This is a genomic window from Mycobacterium sp. E3198, from assembly GCF_001667015.1.
Lineage (GTDB): Bacteria > Actinomycetota > Actinomycetes > Mycobacteriales > Mycobacteriaceae > Mycobacterium.
Genome location: NZ_LZIS01000193.1, coordinates 1 through 20018, shown reverse-complemented (window position 1 = coordinate 20018; position 20018 = coordinate 1). Strand labels below are relative to the sequence as shown.

The window sequence follows — 20018 nt, the reverse complement described above, 5'->3', positions numbered from 1 at the left end:
ACGAGTGGGGGAAGGGCGCCGGCCCACACCTGGCGTCCTTCCCCCAATCGCCGCGCCTAGGAGATGGCTTGCGCCAGCTGAGGTCCGAAGCTCAGCAGGCCGGGGATCAGCCCACCGATGCCGGTGCCGTTCGGAATCTCGAGCTGAAATCCGTCAAGAAACACGTGGGGGATGCTGACCGGGGTGAGGATCCCGCCAAACGGGATTTCGGTAAGCGACGTGAATCCAAACAAACTGGCCGGAGGCAACGTCAAATACGTGGTGCCGTTGAGGAAGCCGTTGGCCACAACGGCTGGAGCGTCGAGGACTGCGGCGAGGGCTCCGAGACCATCCCCGGTTTGCACCGCGCTGCCAAACGCCACAGCGCTGGAATTCAGCGCGCTCAATGCCGTGATCGGCGAGCCGACTGCGTCGAGGACCAGCTGGAGCGGGATCCCGAAATCTAAGCTGCCCGTAAGGGCGTTCAGCGTCGTTCCGAAATTCGTGAACGCTTCAACGAGATTGGTGGCACGCTGCGCGATTTGCGCCGGAATCGAGCCCGGGGGCAGCAGGTTGGTCAGGCTCTGCGCCATCTGCCCCGGGATGGCAAAGATGGGCGCCAGATCCCCCAGCGGACCTATCGGAACGATCGAGAGGACACCTCCATCCTCCACGACAATGTTGAAGCCGGGAAGGAAGACATTCTCCACGCCCTGCCCAAGGGCGGTCGCCGCGCCGACCAAATCTCCGCTTGCCAGGGCCTGGCCGGCCGCCTGGAAGCTCGCCGGTAGACCGGCCAACCCGGTCACAAGGTCGTTTCCGGCGTTCTGCAGGCCGGTGGCGATCGTTTGGGCGTAGCCGATCTGATTGTCGACGAACTGCTGCAGCAAGGCACCCGGGTTGAAGGTCGCCAGGCCCTGGACGCCGGTTTGGATCGTCGCGGGCAAGTTGGCCAACTCGGCAGGCAGGTTCTGAATGCCGGTCGCGATCGACGAGGCGATCGTCTGCGCATAGCCGATCTGATTGGTGGCGAGCTGGTGCAGGAACGGGAAAGGGTTGGACACGATGGTGTTCCCAATGGCCTGCAGGTTGGTCACCGTATTCGACACCAGCGCCTGGTACGGCGCGGCCACCGTGGCGCCGAACGAGCTCAGCGCGGTGATCGACGCGGCCGCCCCGCCCGTCGGAAGCGACCCCAGCCCCACGGGTGAGCTGGCGATCGCGTTCGAAATCGCTTGCGCCCCAGCATGAATCTCCCCACCGACGGTGCGGGCGAACTGACCAATCGCCGCCTCTCCCCCGCCCAGGATGCCGTCGCCCAGTACCGTCTGCGCGGCGTTGGCCGTCTCGGCGCCGGCGTAGGCGCCCGCGCCCGCATTCATCAAGGAGGCGAACTGCTGGTGAAACGCCTGAGCCTGGGCGCTAACGGCCTGGAACTGCTGGCCGAAGTTGCCGAACATCGATGCGATCGCGACCGATACCTCGTCCTGTGCCGCGGTCGCGATTCCGGTTGTCGGACCGGCCGCGCTTGCCGCGGCCTCGGCCAACGAGGAACGAATGCCCGCCAGGTTCGTGGCCGCGTTCTCGACCAAATCCGGCATAGCGATCACAAATGACATGTCCACCCTTTCGTAGGGCCACCAGCGGTGACCGACGGTCATTCAACTCGGCACAGTCGAATAAGGGCCCCGCGCACGAACGTGCGCGAGGCCCCCCTCGACAATCACTGCAGCCGGTTACCGGGCGGTAAACTTACCCGTCGGTAACCAAGACAGACGTGAGTCTAATAAGCGGCGGTCTTTTGTCAATATGACAATCGGGGTTTTCACGTCACACCCGGCGCGGCCCCACCGAGGGGCCACTCTACGCGAGCGGCGGTGCGCCGATCGCCTGCGCGAGGGTCTGGGGCAGGAAGGTCAGCAACGCGGGCAGGATGCCTCCAAAGCCGGTGCCGGACAGCTGAAGTGACCCGGGCCCAAGCAATGGGATGAACAGTGAGGCGGTCTGCGGGGGCGTGAGGATCCCGCCGAGCGGGATGGCCGTGATCGTAGGGACCCCGTCGGGACCGGGCCCCCCGAGCAACGCCGGCAGGCCCACTGCGGCCTGGCCATTGAGGAAACCGTTGGCGGCGACAGCGGGGGCGTCGATCAACACGGCAAGCGCGCCGAGGCCGTCGCCGGTTTGTACCGCACCGAAGAACGCGGTCGCGCTGGACCCGATCGCTTCGAGCGTGGTGACCGGCGGCCCGATCGCGTCGAGCGCGAGAACCAGCGGCAACCCGACATGCAGGTCGCCAGTGTTGAGGTCCAGCGTCTGCGACACATCGGTCACCGTCGACAGCAGATTGGTCGCGTTCTGCGCCACCATTGCGGGAACCGAGCCGGGCGGGAGCAGATTCGTAAAGTTCTGAGCCATTTGCGCCGGGATGCCGAGGATCGGTAGCAGGTCGCCCAGTGCGCCCGCCGGCGTGATGTCGAGAAGGAAGGTGGTGGGGTCGACGGTGACGTTGAGGCCCGAGAAGATCGGGGCGAGGAAGGCCCCGCCGACCTGCAGCAGTCCGCCGCTGACGTCGCCGGACATGATGGTCTGCAACCCGGTCTGCAGGTTGGCCGGAAACGCGGTCAACCCGGCCACGAAGTCGTTGCCCGCGTTTTGCAACGAGCTGGCGATCAGCTGGGCGTAGCCGATCTGTTGATTGACGATCTGCTGCAGGACGGGGACCGGGTTGAAGGCCAACAGCCCCTGGATGCCCGCTTGGATGGTGGCGGGCAGGTTGGCCAACTCGGCGGGCAGGTCCTGGACGGCGGTTTGGAACCCCGTCGCGATGGTCTGCGCGTAAGCCGCCTGGTTGGTGAGGAATTGGCGCAGGAACGGCGCCGGGTTCGCCGAAATGCCACCGCCAAGGCTCTGCAGGTTGGTGACCGTGTTGAAGACCAGCGCCTGGTACGGCGCGGCGACGGTGGCGCCGAAACCGGCAATGGCGTCAGCGGCCGCGGGCGTCGGCAGGCCGCCTCCAAGCAGTGCCTGGACGGGTGCGCCGATGTCACCCAGCAGAGTTTGCTGAACGTTGGCGCCCTCGGCGCCCAGGTAGGCGTTGGCGCCGGCGTCGATCAAGCCGAGGAACTCTTGGTGAAACGCCTGCGCCTGCGCGCTGACCGCCTGAAATTCCGCGCCGAAGTCGCCGAACAGCGACGCCAGCGCGATCGAGACCTCGTCTTCGGCCGCGGCGGCCACACCCGTCGTCGGGCCCGTGGCGGCCGCGGTGGCCTCGGCTAATGACGAACGAATGCCCGCCAGATCCTGGGCCGCCCCCTGGATTAAATCTGGCATCGCCACCACGAATGACATATCGATCTCCTTTGACTGATTTGCCCGATGACCAACGGTCACGCGTTGGTTAGACGCGAGTCTAATACGGTCCTTACCCGAAAGTAAGGTCTTTCCTTACCCGAAAGTAAGATCTTCGCGTCGTTGCCGACGCAGACCATCGGCCAAAGGGCGTAGAAACCCGCGCAGGGGGTCGTAGATCAGCCGCGGAGGGCGGGCGAGTTGCCTTTCGACAACTAGAACGGGAACGACGGAAGCGTGGGGGCGGGCAGTGCGATCGCCTGCGCCAGCTCCGACTCGATGTTCAGCATGCCCGGGATCAGGCCACCGAACCCGGTGCCGCCCGCCAGCGTCAGTTGCTGGGACTCACCGCCGGCCACGAGGAACGTCGGGGGCAGGCTGAGTGGGGTGAGGATCCCGCCCAACGGAATTTCGACGACTGAATAGACGCCCGGCGCCCCGAGGCTTTCGAAGCTGACCTGCGGCAGCGACACCAAGGTGGTCCCGTTGAGGAAGCCGTTCGCGACGACGGCCGGCGCGTCGAGGACCGCGGCGACGGCCGCGCCCACGTTCCCGGTCTGCAGCGCGGTGCCAAACGCCACCCAGCTGGAGTTGAGCGCGCTCAACGCGTTGATCGGCGCACCGATCCCGTCGAAGATGACCTCCAGAGGCATGCCGAAGGTGAGCGTGCCCGCGATGATATCGAGCGTGTTCGCCGTGCTGGTGACCGTCTCGATCAGGTTGGCGGCGTTCTGCGCCATCAACCGCGGTATCGACCCGGGGGGTAGCAGGTTGGTGAAGTTCTGCGCCATCTGCCCAGGGATGGAAAAGATCGGCAGCAGGTCGCCCAGGGGCCCCGTCGGCGTGATCGTGAGGATGCCGGGGCCCGGGTTGGCGATGGCGAAGCCGGGCAGGAAGACGCTCTCGACGCCCTGGCCCAGGATGTTCGCCGCGCCGACCATGTCTCCCGCAGCGAGAGCCTGTCCGGCCGCCTGGAAGCTCGCCGGCAAGGCGGTCAACCCGGTCACGAAGTCGCGGGGTGCCGTCACCAGCCCGGTGAAAACCGTTTGGGCGTAGCCGATCTGATTGTTGACGAACTGCTGCAGCAACGCGCCCGGGTTGAATGCCGCCAGGCCTTGCAGGCCGGTCTGCAGGGTGACCGGCAAATTGGCCAGCTCGGCGGGAAGGTTTTGGATGCCGGCGCCGACCGTTGCGGCGACGGTTTCGCCGTAGAAGATCTGGTTGTTGACGAACTGGTGCAGGAGCGGCATCGGATTGGCCGCCACGGTGTTTCCGATGCTTTGCAGGTTGGCCGCCGTGTTCGCGACCAGGGCCTGATACGGGGCCGCGACGCCCGCACCGAAGGCGTTGAGGCCGGTGACCAGCCCAGGCGCCCCGCCCGCCTCGAGCGCACCCAGTTGGCTCTCGAAGCCGGTAACCGCCTGCGAAATCGCTTGCCCTCCAAGGAGACCCTGACCGGCGTTGGCGGCCTCCGTGCCAAGGTAGGCACCGGCGCCCGCATTCAACAGGCTGACGAACTCCGCGTGAAACGCCTGGGCCTGGGCGCTGAGTGCCTGGAACTGCCCACCGAAATTGCCGAACAACGACGCGACCGCGATGGACACCTCGTCCTGGGCCGCGGTCGCGATCCCGGTGGTTGGTCCCGCCGCGGCGGCGGCGGCCTCGGCCAGCGACGAACGAATGCCCGCGAGCTCCTGGGCGGCGCCCTGCACCCGATCCGGCATTGCGACGAGATACGACATGGCAAACACTCCTCGGTGCACTGGGGGACAATGACCGGCGGTCGTCTACAAGACCGGGAGCCTACAACGCAATTTTTTAACGCGTAAATAACTTCCAGGAAACTCACAGGCAGCCCGGGGGGCTTTTCCCAGCTCGGCGCGCCTCTCGGCCGGTTTTCAGCCGCGCAATTCGGCGCCGACGGCCTCGGCGGCGCGGCGCACCGCCGCCTCGCGCGCCGCGCTCGCGTCGTCCTCGGTCAGCGTGCGATCGGGAGCGCGGAAGCGCAGCGCGAACGTCAGCGATTTGCGGTCCGCACCGATCTGCGGACCGGTGAACACGTCGAACAACTGCAGGTCTTCCAGCAGCTCACCCGCGCCCTCCCGGACGGCGTCGGCCACCGCCTGGGCCGGTACGTGCGCGGCCACCACCAGGCTGACGTCCTGGAAGACGGCCGGGAACGGCGACACCCTGGGTGCCGGCAGGGCGTCCACGATGGGGATCGCATCGAGGTTGAGCTCCATCGCGCAGGTCCCGTTGGGCAGGCCCGAGCGCTCGATGACGGCCGGATGAAGCTGGCCGGCGTGACCGACGCACGTCTGTCCCACCAGCACCTCGGCGCACCGGCCCGGATGCCAGGGCAACTGTTGGGCCGCGCGCAGACGAACGTCAATCCCGCTGGCGCGCGCCACTATACGCACCGCCTCGAACGCGTCGGCGGCTTCGGCCCGACGGCCGGGACCCCAGGGCCCCCGGGGTTCACGAAGTCCGGTCAGCACCGCGGCGACGTGCTGTGGTTGCCGCGGCAGCGACGCATCCAGGGTGGCGATCTCGGCCTCGGTTGGCCGGCGATGGACCGGAATGAGCTCGACACCGCGGGTCTGCTCGGTGGGCTGAACCACCTGCGCCACGGCGAACAGCGCGGTGTCGACCAGCCCCCGGGAAACGTTGCGGCCCAACGCTTCCAGCAGCGCCGGCAGCAGCGTGGTGGCCAGCGCCGGACGGTCGGCTTCCAGCGGGTTGAGCACGTGCGTCGCCGCGCGCCGCGGGTCGTCGGCCGGCAGGCCCCACAGGTCGAAGACGCCGGCCGGCAAGAACGGCGTCGGCAGGATCTCGACGTAGCCGGACTGGGCCAGCGCCTTGCCGATGGCGCGGCGACGCTTTTGCAGCGCGGTGAGTCCCCGGCCGGCCGGGGCCGCCGGCAATACCGACGGGATGGCCTCCAGCCCCTCCAGCCGCATGACCTCCTCGACGAGGTCCGCGGGCTGCAGCAGATCGGGGCGCCAGCTCGGGGGCATCACGGTCAGGGTGTCGCCCCCGTCCGCGACCGCCGCGCCGATCTGCGCCAGGCGCCGGGCCGTCGTGCCGGGCGGGTAGGCCACCCCGGCGAACCGGTCGGGCAGGTCGGCGGCGATCCGGATCGGCGGCAGGGACCAGTCGTCGACAGGCGGATCGCCGCGCCAGTCGGTCAGCGTCGGCGAAACCTCTCCCCCGGCGATCTCGGCGAGCAGCCCGGCACAGCGGTCCAGCGCGGCCACCGAAATGGCCGGGTCCACCGCGCGCTCGTAGCGGCGGGCGGCCTCGCTGGGCAGGTGCAGCCTGCGCTGGGTGCGCGACACCCCGGCCGGGTCCCACACCGCGGCCTCCAGGAGTACGTCGGTGGATTCGTCGCGCACCTCGGTGGTGGCCGCGCCCATCACGCCGCCGATCGCGGCCGTCGCCGTGTCGTCGACGATGAGCACGTCGGCCGGGTTGAGCCGGCGCTCGATGTCGTCCAGCGTGACGACGGTCTCGCCGGGCCGCGCGAACCGCACGCCCAGGCCCCCGGTGATGCGGTTGCGGTCGTGGGCGTGCAGGGGGTGGCCGAGCTCGAGCATCACGTAGTTTGTGACGTCCACCGCGGGCGAGGTCGCGCGGATGCCGGCCAGCAGCAGCCGGCGCTGCAGCCACCACGGCGACACCGCGGCGGGGTCGATCCCGGTGACGGGGCGCAACGCGAAGCGGCGCACGCCCGTCTCGGCGTCGACAGTCAGCGGCCAGGCCTCTCCCTCGACCGGCAGCGGCTTGACGTCCGCCGGGTCGACGAAGTTCAGGTCGTAGGCGCAGGCGATCTCCCGGGCCAGGCCGCGCACCGACATGCAGTAGCCACGGTCGGGGGTGATGGCCAGGTGAAAAACCACGTCGTCCAGCCCCAGCACTCCGGCCGCCTCGTCGCCGGGCGTGGCGGTGTCGGGCGGCAGCACCAAAATCCCGGAATGCTCTGCGCCCAAACCGAGTTCGGCCGCCGAGCAGATCATTCCGTCCGAGGTGCGGCCGTAGGTCTTGCGGGCGGTGATGGCGAAGCCGCCCGGTAGCGTGGTGCCCGGCAGCGCCACCACAACCAGGTCGCCGACCATGAAGTTGGTTGCCCCGCAGACGATTTCACGGGGCTTGTCCTCGCCGACATCCACCAGGCAGGCCCGGATCGGCTTCTTGAATTCGGTCAGCTCTTCGATCGAGGTGACGCGCCCGACCGTCAGCGGTCCGTCGACCGGGCCCAGGGTGACGACCTCTTCGACCTCGTGGCCGATGCGCACCAACGTCTGCTCGAGGTCACCGGGGGATGCGTCCCAGCCCGGGGCGCCGGCGGTGACGACCTCGCGCAGCCAGCTGTAGGGAACGCGCATCACGCACCCACCCCGAACGGCAACGAGAACCGGACGTCACCCTCGACCATGTCGCGCATGTCCGGGATCCCGTTGCGGAACTGCAGCGTGCGTTCCAGGCCCATGCCGAACGCGAATCCGGAGTAGACCTCGGGATCGATTCCCGCGGCGCGCAATACGTTTGGGTGCACCATGCCGCAACCGCCCCACTCCACCCAGTCGGCGCCGCCCTTCTTGTTGGCAAACCACACATCCACCTCGGCGGACGGCTCGGTGAAGGGGAAGAAGTGCGGGCGGATCCGGGTGCGCGCGGTGGGCCCGAACTCGGCGCGCGCGAACGCGTCGAGCGTCCCGCGCAGGTGCGCCATCGACAGGCCCCGGTCCACCGCCAAGCCCTCGACCTGATGGAAGACGGGGGTGTGGGTGGCGTCGAGCTCGTCGGTGCGAAACGTGCGGCCGATCGAGATGACGTACACCGGCAGCTCCCGCTCGAGCAGGGTGCGCACCTGCACCGGCGAGGTGTGGGTGCGCAGCAGCTGCCGGGAGTCCTCGGGCGCGATGTAGAAGGTGTCCTGCTCGCTGCGGGCGGGGTGGTCGGCGGGGAAGTTCAGGGCGTCGAAGTTGAACTGTTCCGTCTCGACCTCGGGCCCCTCGGCCAGCTCCCATCCCATCGCGATGAACGTATCGGCGATGTGCTCGGCCAAGATCGTGATCGGGTGCCGCGCGCCGGGCGGCTGCCGAGTCGAGGGCAACGTGACGTCGATGCCCTCGGCGACCAGGACCGCGGCGTCGCGCTCGCCGCGCAACGTCGCCAGCCGGTCGTCGTAGCTGCTCTGGGCCTCGCCGCGCGCGACGTTGACGCGTTTGCCGACGTCGGCCCGCTCGCCCTTGGGAACGCTGCCCAGCGCCTGGCGCGCCACGGCCAGCGGCGAGCGGTCGCCGAGGTGCTCGGTCTTGACCCGTGCCAGCGCGTCCAGATCGCCGGCGCTTGCGATGGCCTGCCGGGCGGCGCTGACCGCCTTGGCCAAAGCTTCCGGCGACAGGTCAACGGGTTGATCGCCCACGCGGCGGCACTCTCCTTGCTGACGAGGCTGTTCCGAACGGCTGGATGCGCCCAGCGCAAGTGCTGATCATAGGCGATTCGGTGCAGCACACCGGGCGCCTGCTGCGCGGACGGGCGCGCGAGTGGCTAGCCGGCCGCGACCGGCTGCGGACCGGCCAGCGTGTCGTCGACCACCGGCAAAACCGGCAGGGCGCCGCGCCCGGTGACCAGTTGGAAGATCTTGTGGGCCGCCAGGGCGCCCAGGACACCGAACACCGGCGCGGCGGCCATGGTGCCCCAGTGGTGCGCCAGCATCAAAAAGCCGAAGCCCGCGGACGCCGCCAGCATCAGGACCCGCAGCGGCGTCCAGTGGACCGGCTGCTGGAAGCGGGCGGACACCAGCACGCCCAGGACCACGGCGACGGTGTGACCCGCGTCGGTGAAATCGCCGCCGATGATCGCCGAGGCGAGGCCCGCCGCCACCCACCAGCCGACCCAGGCGGCCCGCCAGCGTTGCGGGATCACCGCCGTCATCGCGCCCAGCACCGCGAGGGCGCCGTAGCTCATCCCGACATCGCTGGCCCGGGTGATCGACACCGGCAGCCACCCGAACTCGACGGCGGCGGCCAGCGCGGCGGCCACCACCAGCGTCGCGCCGATGTGGCCGACGAGGAAGGCCACCACCAGTCGGATGGTGCGCAGATGCAGCTCCGCGAGCGCGAGCAGGCAGGTCAGGAACGGCAACCAGAAGTACAGCGGCCCGGCGTCGACGACCAGCGCGCTGCCCAGCAGGGTGCCGACGTGGCCGTGCGCCAGGTTGTGCAGGTTGGTGCTGGCACGCTGAACGAGCACGTCATGCGCGTGCGGGCCGAGCGCCAGGATGGCGCAGCTGATCGCGAACAGAAGCGCGACGTAACCCACGGTGAACCGGACCCGGGCGAGCCGGGAGAAGATGCCCCCAATCATTGGCATCCATTATGCGGGCTAATTTGTTTCGTCGGTGTGATCAAAGGCTGTTAACTCCTTGAGAGTCTTCAGGCGATATATCCCCAGGTCGGCGGGAACGCCAGCGGTCTTGCCCGCGAAGACGGGCCTGCGCGCACGCTTGGCGACGATGCCCAACGCGTCCAGCTCGGTTTGCGGTATGAGGTCCAACGTCGAGCTCGACACCATGATTCCACCTTTGGTGGCCCGTTCCATAACCCGCGCGGCGATGTTGACGTCGACGCCGAGCCAGTCCGCGGCCATGCGCAGCGGGCGGCCGGTGTGGATGCCGACCCGCATCCGGGGGGTGTAGCCCGCGACTTCAACCGACTTCAGCGCCTCGTTGGCGACCAGCACCGCCCGCAGCGCGACCGTCGGATCGCCGAACACCGCCATCAGCCCGTCGCCCATGCGCTTGACGATGTGTCCACCCGCGTCAAGAAGCGGCGGCTCGATGACCCGCGCCACTCGTCGCAGCAGGACCAGGGCGGCGTCGTCGCCTGCGTGCAGCGACCAGGTCGAAAAACCCACCAGATCGGTGAACACCAGCGTCACCTCGGGGTTCGCCGGCCGCCGGGACACCGCCTCGGTCAGCGCCTGCCACACCTGCAGGACGCCGAGGCTGACTTCGCGCGAGACCGCGCCGCGGTCGCCCAGCAGCCGGTCGGCGGCGCGGGCCGCGGCGCGCGGACCGCCGTCACCCGCGGTGGACAGCGGGTCGCCGAACTCGGGATCTCCCGGCAGCAGCCGTCGCGCGCGCCGCACGAACGCCACCACACCAGGGCTGTGATTGCTGCTGCGCAACCACTGGCCGGCCGCGGACGCCGGGGAGCGCCGTTTCGAATCCGGAGGCGCCACCGTTCGCACCGCCTCGGAGGGTGACTTCCGGTCGGATTCTGAGGGCTCGCCCGGGTCCGGATCGCGAGGCGCGAGTTCCACTTGGCCAGGTTAGGCGGTCCCGGGAGAAGCGGGCAACGACGGTCGCCGCGGCTGTGTCGCATCTCGCAGCAAGCAAGCCACGCCGCCGCTCGCCATTCGACTCGACGGCTTCGAAGTCCGACGGGACGCCCGGTGCAGGGACTACAAACCGAATAGGCTCGCGATGCCGCCCAGCAGATAGGGAACGAAACCACTCGTGCTTCCAATGGGAAGATTGGTGACGCCGTCGACGAGGTACGTGGGCCCACCGGTCGAGACGGAAAACGTCGGCCACGACGCCGTTATCGGCTGGGGCGAGGCGAAAACACCCTCGAAGGGAATACTCAGGGTACCGACCGGGCCACCGTAAGCCGTGGTATCAATCGGAATGTTGACCGTGGTAGAGCCTATCGTCACGGCGGCCAAATAATTGCCGGGAGCGCTGACAAGCGCCAATGCGGCTCCCGGCAAATTGCCCGTCTGCAAATCGGCGATGAGCGTATTGACGCTATTCATGAGCGAGGCGCTGCCCGAGACGGTCGGTCCCGCGCCGGCGGCGAGGAACGACAGCAGCTGGGGCGCGGTGAAGGTGCCCCCGGTCACCTGGAATTCCGTCCCGAGACCGTAGATGGGGTTATTCAACACGTTCCCGGACACCGTGATGTTTGCTGTGCCAAACAGCGCGTTGGTCGCATTGGCGAATCCCGAGAAGGGGCCGGGCGTGCCCGGCGGTGTTGGCAGACTGCCGCCGAACGTGAGCGATACGGGACCAAACGGAGTGTTGATGGACTCTGCGGCGGCAGCTGCCGGAACATTCACTGCGCTTGCCAACGTTTGCTGGACATTGGTGGCTTCGGCGCTGACGTACTGACCGAGACCGGCATTCAATGCGCCCACGAAGTTGTCGTGATAAGCCGATGCCCGCGCGCCGAGGGCTTGGAATTCCTGGCCGGCCGAACCAAAAAACGACGTGATCGCCGCCGACACCTCATCGGCACCCGGCGCCGCGATCGCGGTCGTCTGGGCCACGGCCGCCGCATGGGCCGCCCGCAGTGAAGATCCGATATCCGTGAGATTTGCGCTCGCCGCAGTCATTACGTCCGGCACGACGCTGATAAATGACATAGCACCCTTTCTTGGAATAGCTCACCACGCAGATCACCAAGCAGGTCTAGGCGAAGTGATCGTAACAGCGAAGGCATCTTTTCGACAGAGGACTAAAGTCCTTTCAGCGGCAAGCGATTTGCGTTCCGGCGCAATTTAGCCGGCCCGAATTTCATTGCTCAGGGATTACCGAACCGCTGCGCCGCCCGGGCGCGGGCGGGCCAATATCAGGGATTGGGGTTCCAGGTCACATTCGGGACAAAGGGGCCCAGCACGCCGGTCCCGGGAATGGAAATCTCCAAACCGTCGAAGTTGTACGCCAAGCTGCTGATTCCGAGGGGGAAGAAGCTCCCCGTTCCGTCGACCGTCACCCAAGCACCGAGCGGCCAGGTTTCGAGGATGTGGCCAAACCACCCGCCCCCGGCCGTGAAGCCCTCGCTGACGTTCGCGGACGCCAATACCCCGGAGGCCCACGGAAGGTTATAGGTCACGGCGCCGGTTCCGATCAGCCCGCTCAGCATCGATCCGCCCATGCCGTCGCTGACGAAGATCGGGGTCGCGCTGAGCGACATCCCCAAGGGGCCAAATGGATAGTTGATATTAATGGCGCCGAAAGCGTTGTCGACCGTGTCCGCGGCATTGGCGGCAGCGGCGGCGACGCCACTGGCGGGCGAAGTAACGGCGTTGGCCAATGTTTGCTGAGCGTTCGCCGCCTCGGCATTGAGGTACTGCGCGGCACCGCCGTTCAACAAATTCACGAACTCGTCGTGGAAGGCCGCCGCCCTGGCGCTGATCGCTTGGAATTCCTGGCCGTGCGCACCGAGGGCCGCCGAAATCGCCGACGAGACCTCGTCGGCGGCCGGCGCTGTGACCGCCGTGGTTTGGCTCGCCGCAGCCGCATTCGCGCTGCGCAACGCGGAGCCCAAGTTCTGCAAATTCCCGCTCGCCGCGGACACCATTTCCGGGATGACATTCAGCGACGACATTGGCGTGCCTCCTTGGCCGACAAACGATGACGCAGCCCGCCGAACTAGCGGCGAGAACAAAGGGTAACAGCCGACAACGCGTCTGAAAATAGCCGTACTCAGATACGTTATCGCGGTTTCCGGATGCCGCCGGAACCAGCCCCAGTCACGCGGAAGTTGCGACTCGACAACGTCGCCCGACGCGCCCGCCGAAATTCTAGACAACGCGTGTTGTCAGAGCTTATCGTGAGCGCAGTTAGGCGCAGGAGGACGAGATGACTGCCATGGCAACGACATCCGACGATCCGCTGGGACCCGACTCGCTCACCTGGAAGTATTTCGGTGACCTCCGCACCGGGATGATGGGCGTCTGGATCGGGGCGATTCAGAACATGTATCCGGAGCTGGGCGCCGGCGTCGAGGAACATTCCATCCTGCTGCGCGAGCCGCTGCAGCGCGTGGCCCGCTCGGTCTACCCGATCATGGGCGTGGTCTACGACGGTGAGCGGGCGGCCGAGACCGGCCAGCAGATCAAGGGCTACCACCGCACCATCAAGGGCGTCGACGCCGCGGGGCGTCGCTACCACGCGCTGAACCCGGACACCTTCTACTGGGCGCACGCCACCTTCTTCATGCTCATCATCAAGGTGGCCGACTACTTCTGCGGCGGCCTGACCGAGGCCGAGAAACGGCAACTCTTCGACGAGCACGTGCAGTGGTACCGGATGTACGGCATGAGCATGCGGCCGGTGCCCGGATCGTGGGAGGAGTTCTGCGAGTACTGGGACCGGGTCTGCCGCGACGAGCTGGAAATCAACCAGGCGACGCTGGACATCTTCAAGATCCGGATTCCCAAACCCAAGTTCGTGCTGATGCCGACGCCGGTCTGGGACCAGTTGTTCAAGCCGCTGGTGGCCGGCCAGCGCTGGATCGCGGCGGGGCTGTTCGAGCCCGCGGTTCGCGAAAAGGCGGGGATGCATTGGACGGCGGGCGACGAGGTGTTGCTGCGCCTGTTCGGCAAGGCCGTCGAGCTGGCGTTTTTGGCCGTCCCCGACGAGATCCGGCTGCACCCGCGCGCGCTCGCGGCCTACCGCCGGGCGCAGGGGCGGCTGCCCAGCGACGCCCCCCTGGTCGAGGCCCCGGCGTTCATGGGGCCGCCGCGTGATCGCCGTGGGATGCCGATGCATTACTTCCCGCCGCGGCCGCGATCCGCTCTGGACCCGGCCAAAGCGCTGATGGAGCGGGCGGGTTCGCTGGTGCACGGCACGCTCTCGCTGGCGGGACTGCGGCCGGCCCGGGGGCGCGTCAGGGCCGCTTGAGCAGACCCAGAGCGTGTGCGCTCTGGTAGAGGCAGATCGCCGCGGCGGCGGCGACGTTGAGGCTCTCGGCGCCGCCCGACATCGGGATGCACACGCGGCCGTCCGCCGCCGCCCCGAGCTCGGGCGACAACCCGTGTGCCTCGGCGCCGAACAACCAGGCCGTCGGCGCGGCCAGGTCCGCCTCGTCGAGGCGTGTCGCCCCGTCGACGGTGGTTGCCAGCACCCGCAGCCCGGCGGCGCGCAAGGCGGCGACGGCGGCGGGCACGTCGGGCGCGGCGACGACCGGGATGGAGAAGATGCTGCCCGCCGAGGCGCGCAGGCACTTGCCGTTGTACGGGTCGACGCTGTGCCCGCCGAGGATCACCGCCCCCGCGCCCATGGCGTCGGCGATGCGGATCAGCGTCCCGGCATTGCCGGGCTCACCGATCGCGACGGGAACCGCGACCAACCGCGGCGGGGCGGCCAGCACGTCCTCGAGCCGGGTCGCCGGCATCTCGCACACCGCGACCAATCCCGTCGGGGTGACGGTGTCCGACAGGGCCTTTGCGGCCCGCTCGGTCACCAGGTGGACCGGGCAGTCCTGGACGTCCAGCAGCGGGGCGTGCCGCTGCGCGGCGAGTTCGGTGACGAACACCTCGCGGATCAACCCGCGATCCGACGCGGCCTCGACCAGGTTGGGCCCTTCGGCCAGGAATCGCCCCGCGCGCCGGCGGCCGACGTGCCGGTGCAATTTGACCGCCGCGACCACCCGGGCCGAGCGTTCCGTGAGGGCCGCGGGCATGGTCGCGGGTTAAGCGGCCTCTCCCGAATCCGAGGGGGCGTTGACGTCGTCGGGCAGGGCCGCCCGGGCGACGTCGACCAGCGCGGTGAATGCCGCCGGGTCGGTGATCGCGATGTCGGCGAGGTTTTTCCGGTCCACCTCGACGCCGGCGGCCTTGAGGCCCTGGATCAGCCGGTTATAGGTGATGTCGTTGGCGCGCGCGGCCGCGTTGATCCGCGAGATCCACAACTTGCGGAATTCGCCCTTGCGCGCCCGGCGGTCGCGGTACGCGTACTGCAGCGAATGCAGTTGCTGCTCTTTGGCTTTGCGGTAGAGCCGGGATCGCTGGCCGCGATAGCCTTTCGAGGCCTTCAGGACGCTGCGCCTCTTCTTGTGGGCGTTGACCGCCCGCTTCACGCGTGCCATGGGATGTTCCTACTCTCGTTGCGGCAGTAAATGGTTCGTCAGGGTCGGGGTTGGCTGGTCAGCCGTTGAGCAGCTTGTTGACGCGCTTGGTGTCGTTGGCTGCCACCACGGTGCGGCCGTCGAGCCGCCGGGTTCGCTTGGTGGGCTTGTGCTCGAGCAGGTGGCGCCGATTCGTCTTCTGGCGCACGATCTTTCCGGTACCGGTGCGCCGGAACCGCTTCGAAGCCCCGCTGTGGGTCTTGGCCTTGGGCATGTTTCCTCTACTTACTTTCTCGTAGCGCTCGTCGTTGCTCGCGCTGTCAGGTCAGTTGGCCGACGGGTTTGTGTCCGCCGCCGCGTCGGTGTCCGTCGCCGCACCGCTCCCCGGTCCCTCGGGATGCCGCGCCCTGGCGCGGGTCTTCGCGCCGCGGTGCGGCGCCAGCACCATCGTCATGTTGCGGCCGTCCTGCTTGGCGGACGTTTCGACGAATCCGTATTCGGCGACGTCCGCGCCCAGCCGCTGCAGCAATCGGTAGCCCAACTCGGGCCTCGACTGCTCGCGTCCACGAAACATGATGGTGACCTTGACCTTCGATCCCGCCTCCAGGAAGCGGATTACGTGGCCCTTCTTGGTCTCGTAATCGTGATCGTCGATTTTGGGTCGCAGCTTTTGTTCTTTGACGACGGTCTGCTGCTGGTTCCGGCGGGATTCGCGCGCCTTTTGCGCCGCCTCGTATTTGAACTTGCCGTAATCCATGATTTTGCAGACCGGCGGCCTGGCGTTCGGGGCAACTTCGACGAGATCGAGATCGGCATCCGCGGCGACGCGCAGTGCGTCTTCGATGCGCACAATGCCTACCTGCTCCCCTCCTGGGCCGATCAATCGGACCTCAGGTACGCGGATGCGCTCGTTGACGCGGGTCTCAGTGCTGATGGGGCCTCCCTTGTTGGGCTTCTGGTTCTCCGGTGGCGGCCAGTCCAAACGCCCGTCGGAGGTTCAGCGGTGGATACCCGGCACCACCAGCAAAAAAGCCCTGCACCAGCAGGGCCCAATGCCGACCGATCGCGGCTCGTCTCAGCCGCCCGCGCTACGCGGACCAGGCAACCACGATGCCTGTGACCGGACCGTGTCGCCTGGAAACGGCTCGAAGCCTGGTTCGCGGCTAGCGGTGGGAGTGGGACTCCACTTACTGTTCCCCGGCGTGCACCGGGATGGTCGCAGCCCACAGTTTAGCAGCCGTAGGGCCTCTTCCAGCACGTCTGCGGGTTCGGCCCCGGTGGCGCCGCTTCGGGACCGTCGGTAACTGCCCGTCGCGGCTCTTGGCGCTTCGTCAGGATTTTCATGGGTTGAGGGCATATCCTCGCGGTCTGTGACTGTAGCTACGTCCCGCTTCGGCCCGCGTTCGGGCAGCCAGCCGAACTCCCGGTATCGGTGGGTGCCGGCGGCGGCGGGCTGGACGGTCGGCGTCATCGCGACCCTGTCACTGGTCGCCAGCGTGTCGCCGCTGATCCGGTGGCTGATCAAGGTCCCGCGGGAATTCATCAACGACTACCTGTTCAACTTCCCCGACACCAGCATCGCGTGGTCGTTCGTGCTGGCCCTGCTGGCCGCCGCGCTCACCGCGCGCAAACGCGTCGCCTGGGTGCTGCTGCTCGGCAACATGATCCTGGCCGCCGCGCTGAACGCCGCCGACATCGCCGCCGGCGACAACACCGCGGCCGAATCCTTCGGCGAGAACCTCGGTTTTGCGGTGCACATCGTCGCGATCGTGCTCTTGGTCCTGTCCTATCGGCAGTTCTGGGCCAAGGTGCGCCAGGCCGCCCTGTTCAAGGCGGCCGCGGTGCTGGTCGCCGGGTGGGTGATCGGGATCCTGGCCTCCTGGGGCCTCGTCGAGATGTTCCCGGGCACGCTGGCGCCGGACTCGCGCTTCTGGTACGTGGTCAACCGGGTCGTCGGGTTCTCCCTGGTCGATCCCGACGCGTTCACCGGCCGGCCGCACGTCCTGCTCAACGCCGTCTTCGGGCTGTTCGGCGCGCTCGCGCTGATCGCGGCGACGATTGTGCTGTTCCAGTCCCAGCGCGCCGACAACGCGCTCACCGGTGAGGACGAGTCGGCGATCCGCGGGCTGCTGGAGCTGTACGGCAAGAACGACTCCCTGGGTTACTTCGCGACCCGCCGCGACAAGTCGGTGGTGTTCGCGCACAGCGGTCGGGCCGCCGTCACCTACCGGGTCGAGGTCGGCGTCTGCCTGGCCAGCGGCGATCCGGTGGGCGATCCGCGGGCGTGGCCGCAGGCCATCGACGCGTGGTTGGGGCTGTGCCAGACCTACGGCTGGGCGCCCGGGGTGATGGGCGCCAGCTCGCAGGGGGCCCAGGCGTTTCGGGAGGCCGGGCTCAACGCGCTGGAGCTGGGCGACGAGGCCATCTTGCGAGCGTCCGATTTCAAGCTGTCCGGCCCCGACATGCGCGGGGTGCGCCAGGCGGTGACGCGGGCCCGCCGGGCGGGGCTGACGGTGCGCATCCGGCGCCACCGCGACATCTCCGCCGACGAGATGGCCGACACGATTTCGCGCGCCGACGCCTGGCGCGACACCCAGACCGAACGCGGTTTTTCGATGGCGCTGGGCCGGCTCGGCGATCCCGCCGACGGGGACTGCCTGCTGGTCGAGGCCCTGGACCGCGACGGCCGGGTGGTCGCGATGCTGTCGCTGGTCCCGTGGGGAAGCACCGGCGTCTCCCTGGACCTGATGCGCCGTTCCCCGCAGTCCCCCAACGGCACGATCGAGCTCATGGTCAGCGACCTCGCCCTGAACGCGGAAACCCTTGGCATCATTCGCATCTCGCTGAACTTCGCCATGTTCCGGTCCGCATTCGAGCAGGGCGCGCAGCTGGGCGCCGGTCCGGTTGCCCGGTTGTGGCGCGGGTTCCTGCTGTTCTTCTCGCGGTGGTGGCAGCTGGAGACGTTGTACCGCTCCAACATGAAGTACCAACCCGATTGGGTTCCCCGCTACGCCTGTTACGAGGACGCCCGGCTGGTCCCCCGCGTCGGCGTCGCCTCGGCCCTGGCCGAGGGGTTCCTCTCGTTCCCGTTCAGCCGGCGCAAGACGCACACCGGGCACCACCCCGCCGTGCCGGCCAGGCTGGCGGAGTCCGGGCTGTTGCATCACGACGGATCGGCGCCGGACGTGAGCGGGCTGCAGCGCGGCGCCAGCGCGGCCGAGGCCGAGGAATCCCGGTCCCGCCTGCCCGAGCAGGTGCGGGTGCGGCTGGCCAAGTTGAAGGTCTTGCAGCGCAACGGGGTCGACGCGTACCCGGTGGGAGCCCCGCCCAGCCACACCATCGCCCGCGCGCTGGACGCCGACGATGACGAAAGAGTGTCGGTGGCCGGCCGCATCTTGCGGATACGCGACTACGGCGGCGTGCTGTTCGCCCAGCTGCGTGACTGGTCGGGCGAAATTCAAGTGCTGCTGGACAATTCGCACCTGGAGCGCAGCCACACCGCCGATTTCACCGCGGCCATCGATCTCGGCGACCTGGTAGAGATGACCGGGCACATGGGATACAGCAAGAACGGGACCCGCTCGCTGATGGTGCGCGACTGGCGGATGATCGGTAAGTGCCTGCGGCCGTTGCCGAACAAGTGGAAGGGGCTGACCGACCCCGAGGCGCGGGTGCGCACCCGCTACGTCGACCTGGCGGTCAACCCCGAATCGCGCGATCTGATCAAGGCCCGCAGCGCCGTGTTGCGGTCCGTGCGGGAAACGCTGTTCGCCAAGGGTTTCATCGAGGTCGAGACGCCCATCCTGCAGCAGATCCACGGCGGCGCCACCGCCCGGCCGTTCGTCACGCACATCAACACCTACGACATGGACCTGTTCTTGCGCATCGCGCCCGAGCTGTACCTCAAGCGGCTGTGCGTCGGCGGCGTCGAGCGGGTGTTCGAACTGGGCCGCGCCTTCCGCAACGAGGGCGTCGACTTCAGCCACAATCCCGAGTTCACCCTGCTGGAGGCCTACCAGGCGCACGCCGACTACAAGGTGTGGATCGATGGCTGCCGCGAGCTGATCCAGAACGCCGCACAGGCCGCCAACGGCGAGCAGACGGTGCTGCGGCCCCGCAGCGGCGGTGACGGCACCGACGGGCGCCTCGAGCCGGTCGACATCTCCGGCAGCTGGCCGGTGAAGACCGTGTACGACGCGGTGTCCGAAGCCCTCGGCGAGCGCGTCGACACCGAGACCTCGCTGGCGGCGCTGCGCAAGCTGTCCGACGCCGTCCACATTCCCTATCGCGCGCACTGGGACTCCGGCGCCGTCGTGCTCGAGCTGTACGAGCACCTGGTCGAGGACAAGACCGAGCAGCCGACCTTCTACATCGACTTCCCCACCTCGGTGTCGCCGCTGACCCGGCCGCACCGCAGCCAGCGCGGCGTCGCCGAGCGCTGGGACCTGGTGGCGTGGGGCGTCGAGCTGGGAACCGCCTACAGCGAGCTGACCGATCCGGTGGAGCAGCGGCGCCGCCTGCAGGAGCAGTCGCTGTTGGCCGCCGGCGGGGACCCCGAGGCGATGGAGCTCGACGAAGACTTCCTGCAGGCCATGGAATACGCCATGCCGCCCACCGGCGGCATGGGCATGGGCATCGATCGGCTCGTCATGCTCATAACCGGCCGCAGCATCCGCGAGACCCTCCCATTTCCGCTGGCCAAGCCGCACTGAACGTGCCCTGAACCGCTGCCGGCGGCGCGGCGGACATTCGGCGATTAGGTTCCGGCGCGGTTAACGATCCATCACAATGAGTGACGTGACCGCCCCGATGCCCCTTCCCGCGGCGCCG

The 20018-nt window shown here is 68.2% G+C and carries 15 protein-coding genes; 2 read left to right on the top strand and 13 right to left on the bottom strand.

Features of this window, described 5'->3' with window-relative positions; all coding sequences use genetic code 11:
- Positions 1-56: 56 nt before the first annotated feature.
- The 9 genes from A5673_RS21265 to A5673_RS21225 form a co-directional block, all read right to left on the bottom strand.
- A complete protein-coding gene (locus A5673_RS21265; RefSeq protein WP_231971399.1) occupies positions 57-1640 on the bottom strand; it encodes a PE domain-containing protein in 1584 nt (527 codons plus the stop codon).
- A 202-nt stretch (positions 1641-1842) separates the two neighbouring features.
- A complete protein-coding gene (locus A5673_RS21260; RefSeq protein WP_068237023.1) occupies positions 1843-3327 on the bottom strand; it encodes a PE family protein in 1485 nt (494 codons plus the stop codon).
- A 215-nt stretch (positions 3328-3542) separates the two neighbouring features.
- On the bottom strand, positions 3543-5069 hold the full coding sequence (locus A5673_RS21255) for a PE family protein (RefSeq protein ID WP_068237019.1): 1527 nt from the start codon (positions 5067-5069) through the stop codon (positions 3543-3545).
- Positions 5070-5225: 156 nt separating this feature from the next.
- Positions 5226-7712 carry a phenylalanine--tRNA ligase subunit beta gene (gene pheT, locus A5673_RS21250; RefSeq protein ID WP_068237012.1) on the bottom strand — a complete coding sequence of 829 codons (2487 nt, stop codon included), beginning with the start codon at positions 7710-7712 and terminating at the stop codon, positions 5226-5228.
- On the bottom strand, positions 7712-8755 hold the full coding sequence (gene pheS, locus A5673_RS21245; RefSeq protein ID WP_068237007.1) for a phenylalanine--tRNA ligase subunit alpha: 1044 nt from the start codon (positions 8753-8755) through the stop codon (positions 7712-7714). Before pheS ends, pheT begins: the two co-directional genes overlap by 1 nt.
- A 125-nt stretch (positions 8756-8880) precedes the next feature.
- A complete protein-coding gene (locus A5673_RS21240; protein ID WP_068237004.1) occupies positions 8881-9699 on the bottom strand; it encodes a rhomboid-like protein in 819 nt (272 codons plus the stop codon).
- An 18-nt stretch (positions 9700-9717) separates the two neighbouring features.
- On the bottom strand, positions 9718-10656 hold the full coding sequence (locus A5673_RS21235; protein WP_082958874.1) for an adenylate/guanylate cyclase domain-containing protein: 939 nt from the start codon (positions 10654-10656) through the stop codon (positions 9718-9720).
- A gap of 141 nt (positions 10657-10797) precedes the next feature.
- Positions 10798-11760: a PE family protein gene (locus A5673_RS21230; protein ID WP_082958873.1), complete on the bottom strand. Its 963-nt coding sequence runs from the start codon at positions 11758-11760 to the stop codon at positions 10798-10800.
- 206 nt (positions 11761-11966) lie between these two features.
- Entirely contained in the window at positions 11967-12929 is a 963-nt protein-coding gene (locus tag A5673_RS21225; protein ID WP_231971397.1) for a PE family protein, read from the bottom strand.
- 50 nt (positions 12930-12979) lie between these two features.
- On the opposite strand from A5673_RS21225, the gene A5673_RS21220 reads away from it, so the two are divergent.
- Positions 12980-14023, top strand: coding sequence for an oxygenase MpaB family protein (locus tag A5673_RS21220; RefSeq protein WP_068236989.1), 1044 nt, complete (start codon positions 12980-12982; stop codon positions 14021-14023).
- Here the strand turns inward: A5673_RS21220 and A5673_RS21215 are convergent.
- The 4 genes from A5673_RS21215 to infC are packed head-to-tail and all read right to left on the bottom strand — an operon-like array spanning position 14010 to position 16122.
- A complete protein-coding gene (locus tag A5673_RS21215) occupies positions 14010-14804 on the bottom strand; it encodes an RNA methyltransferase (protein WP_068236986.1) in 795 nt (264 codons plus the stop codon). The genes A5673_RS21220 and A5673_RS21215 overlap by 14 nt on opposite strands.
- Before the next feature lie 9 nt (positions 14805-14813).
- Positions 14814-15209 (bottom strand): 50S ribosomal protein L20, encoded by a 396-nt coding sequence (gene rplT / locus A5673_RS21210; protein ID WP_067112669.1) that lies wholly within the window; start codon positions 15207-15209, stop codon positions 14814-14816.
- Between the two features lie 58 nt (positions 15210-15267).
- On the bottom strand, positions 15268-15462 hold the full coding sequence (gene rpmI / locus A5673_RS21205) for a 50S ribosomal protein L35 (RefSeq protein ID WP_068236980.1): 195 nt from the start codon (positions 15460-15462) through the stop codon (positions 15268-15270).
- 51 nt (positions 15463-15513) lie between these two features.
- Entirely contained in the window at positions 15514-16122 is a 609-nt protein-coding gene (infC, locus tag A5673_RS21200; protein WP_082958875.1) for a translation initiation factor IF-3, read from the bottom strand.
- 436 nt (positions 16123-16558) lie between these two features.
- Here infC and lysX point away from each other — a divergent pair, with 436 nt between their 5' ends.
- Positions 16559-19900, top strand: a complete 3342-nt coding sequence (gene lysX, locus A5673_RS21195; RefSeq protein WP_082958872.1) for a bifunctional lysylphosphatidylglycerol synthetase/lysine--tRNA ligase LysX — start codon at positions 16559-16561, stop codon at positions 19898-19900.
- The last annotated feature ends 118 nt before the right edge of the window (positions 19901-20018 follow it).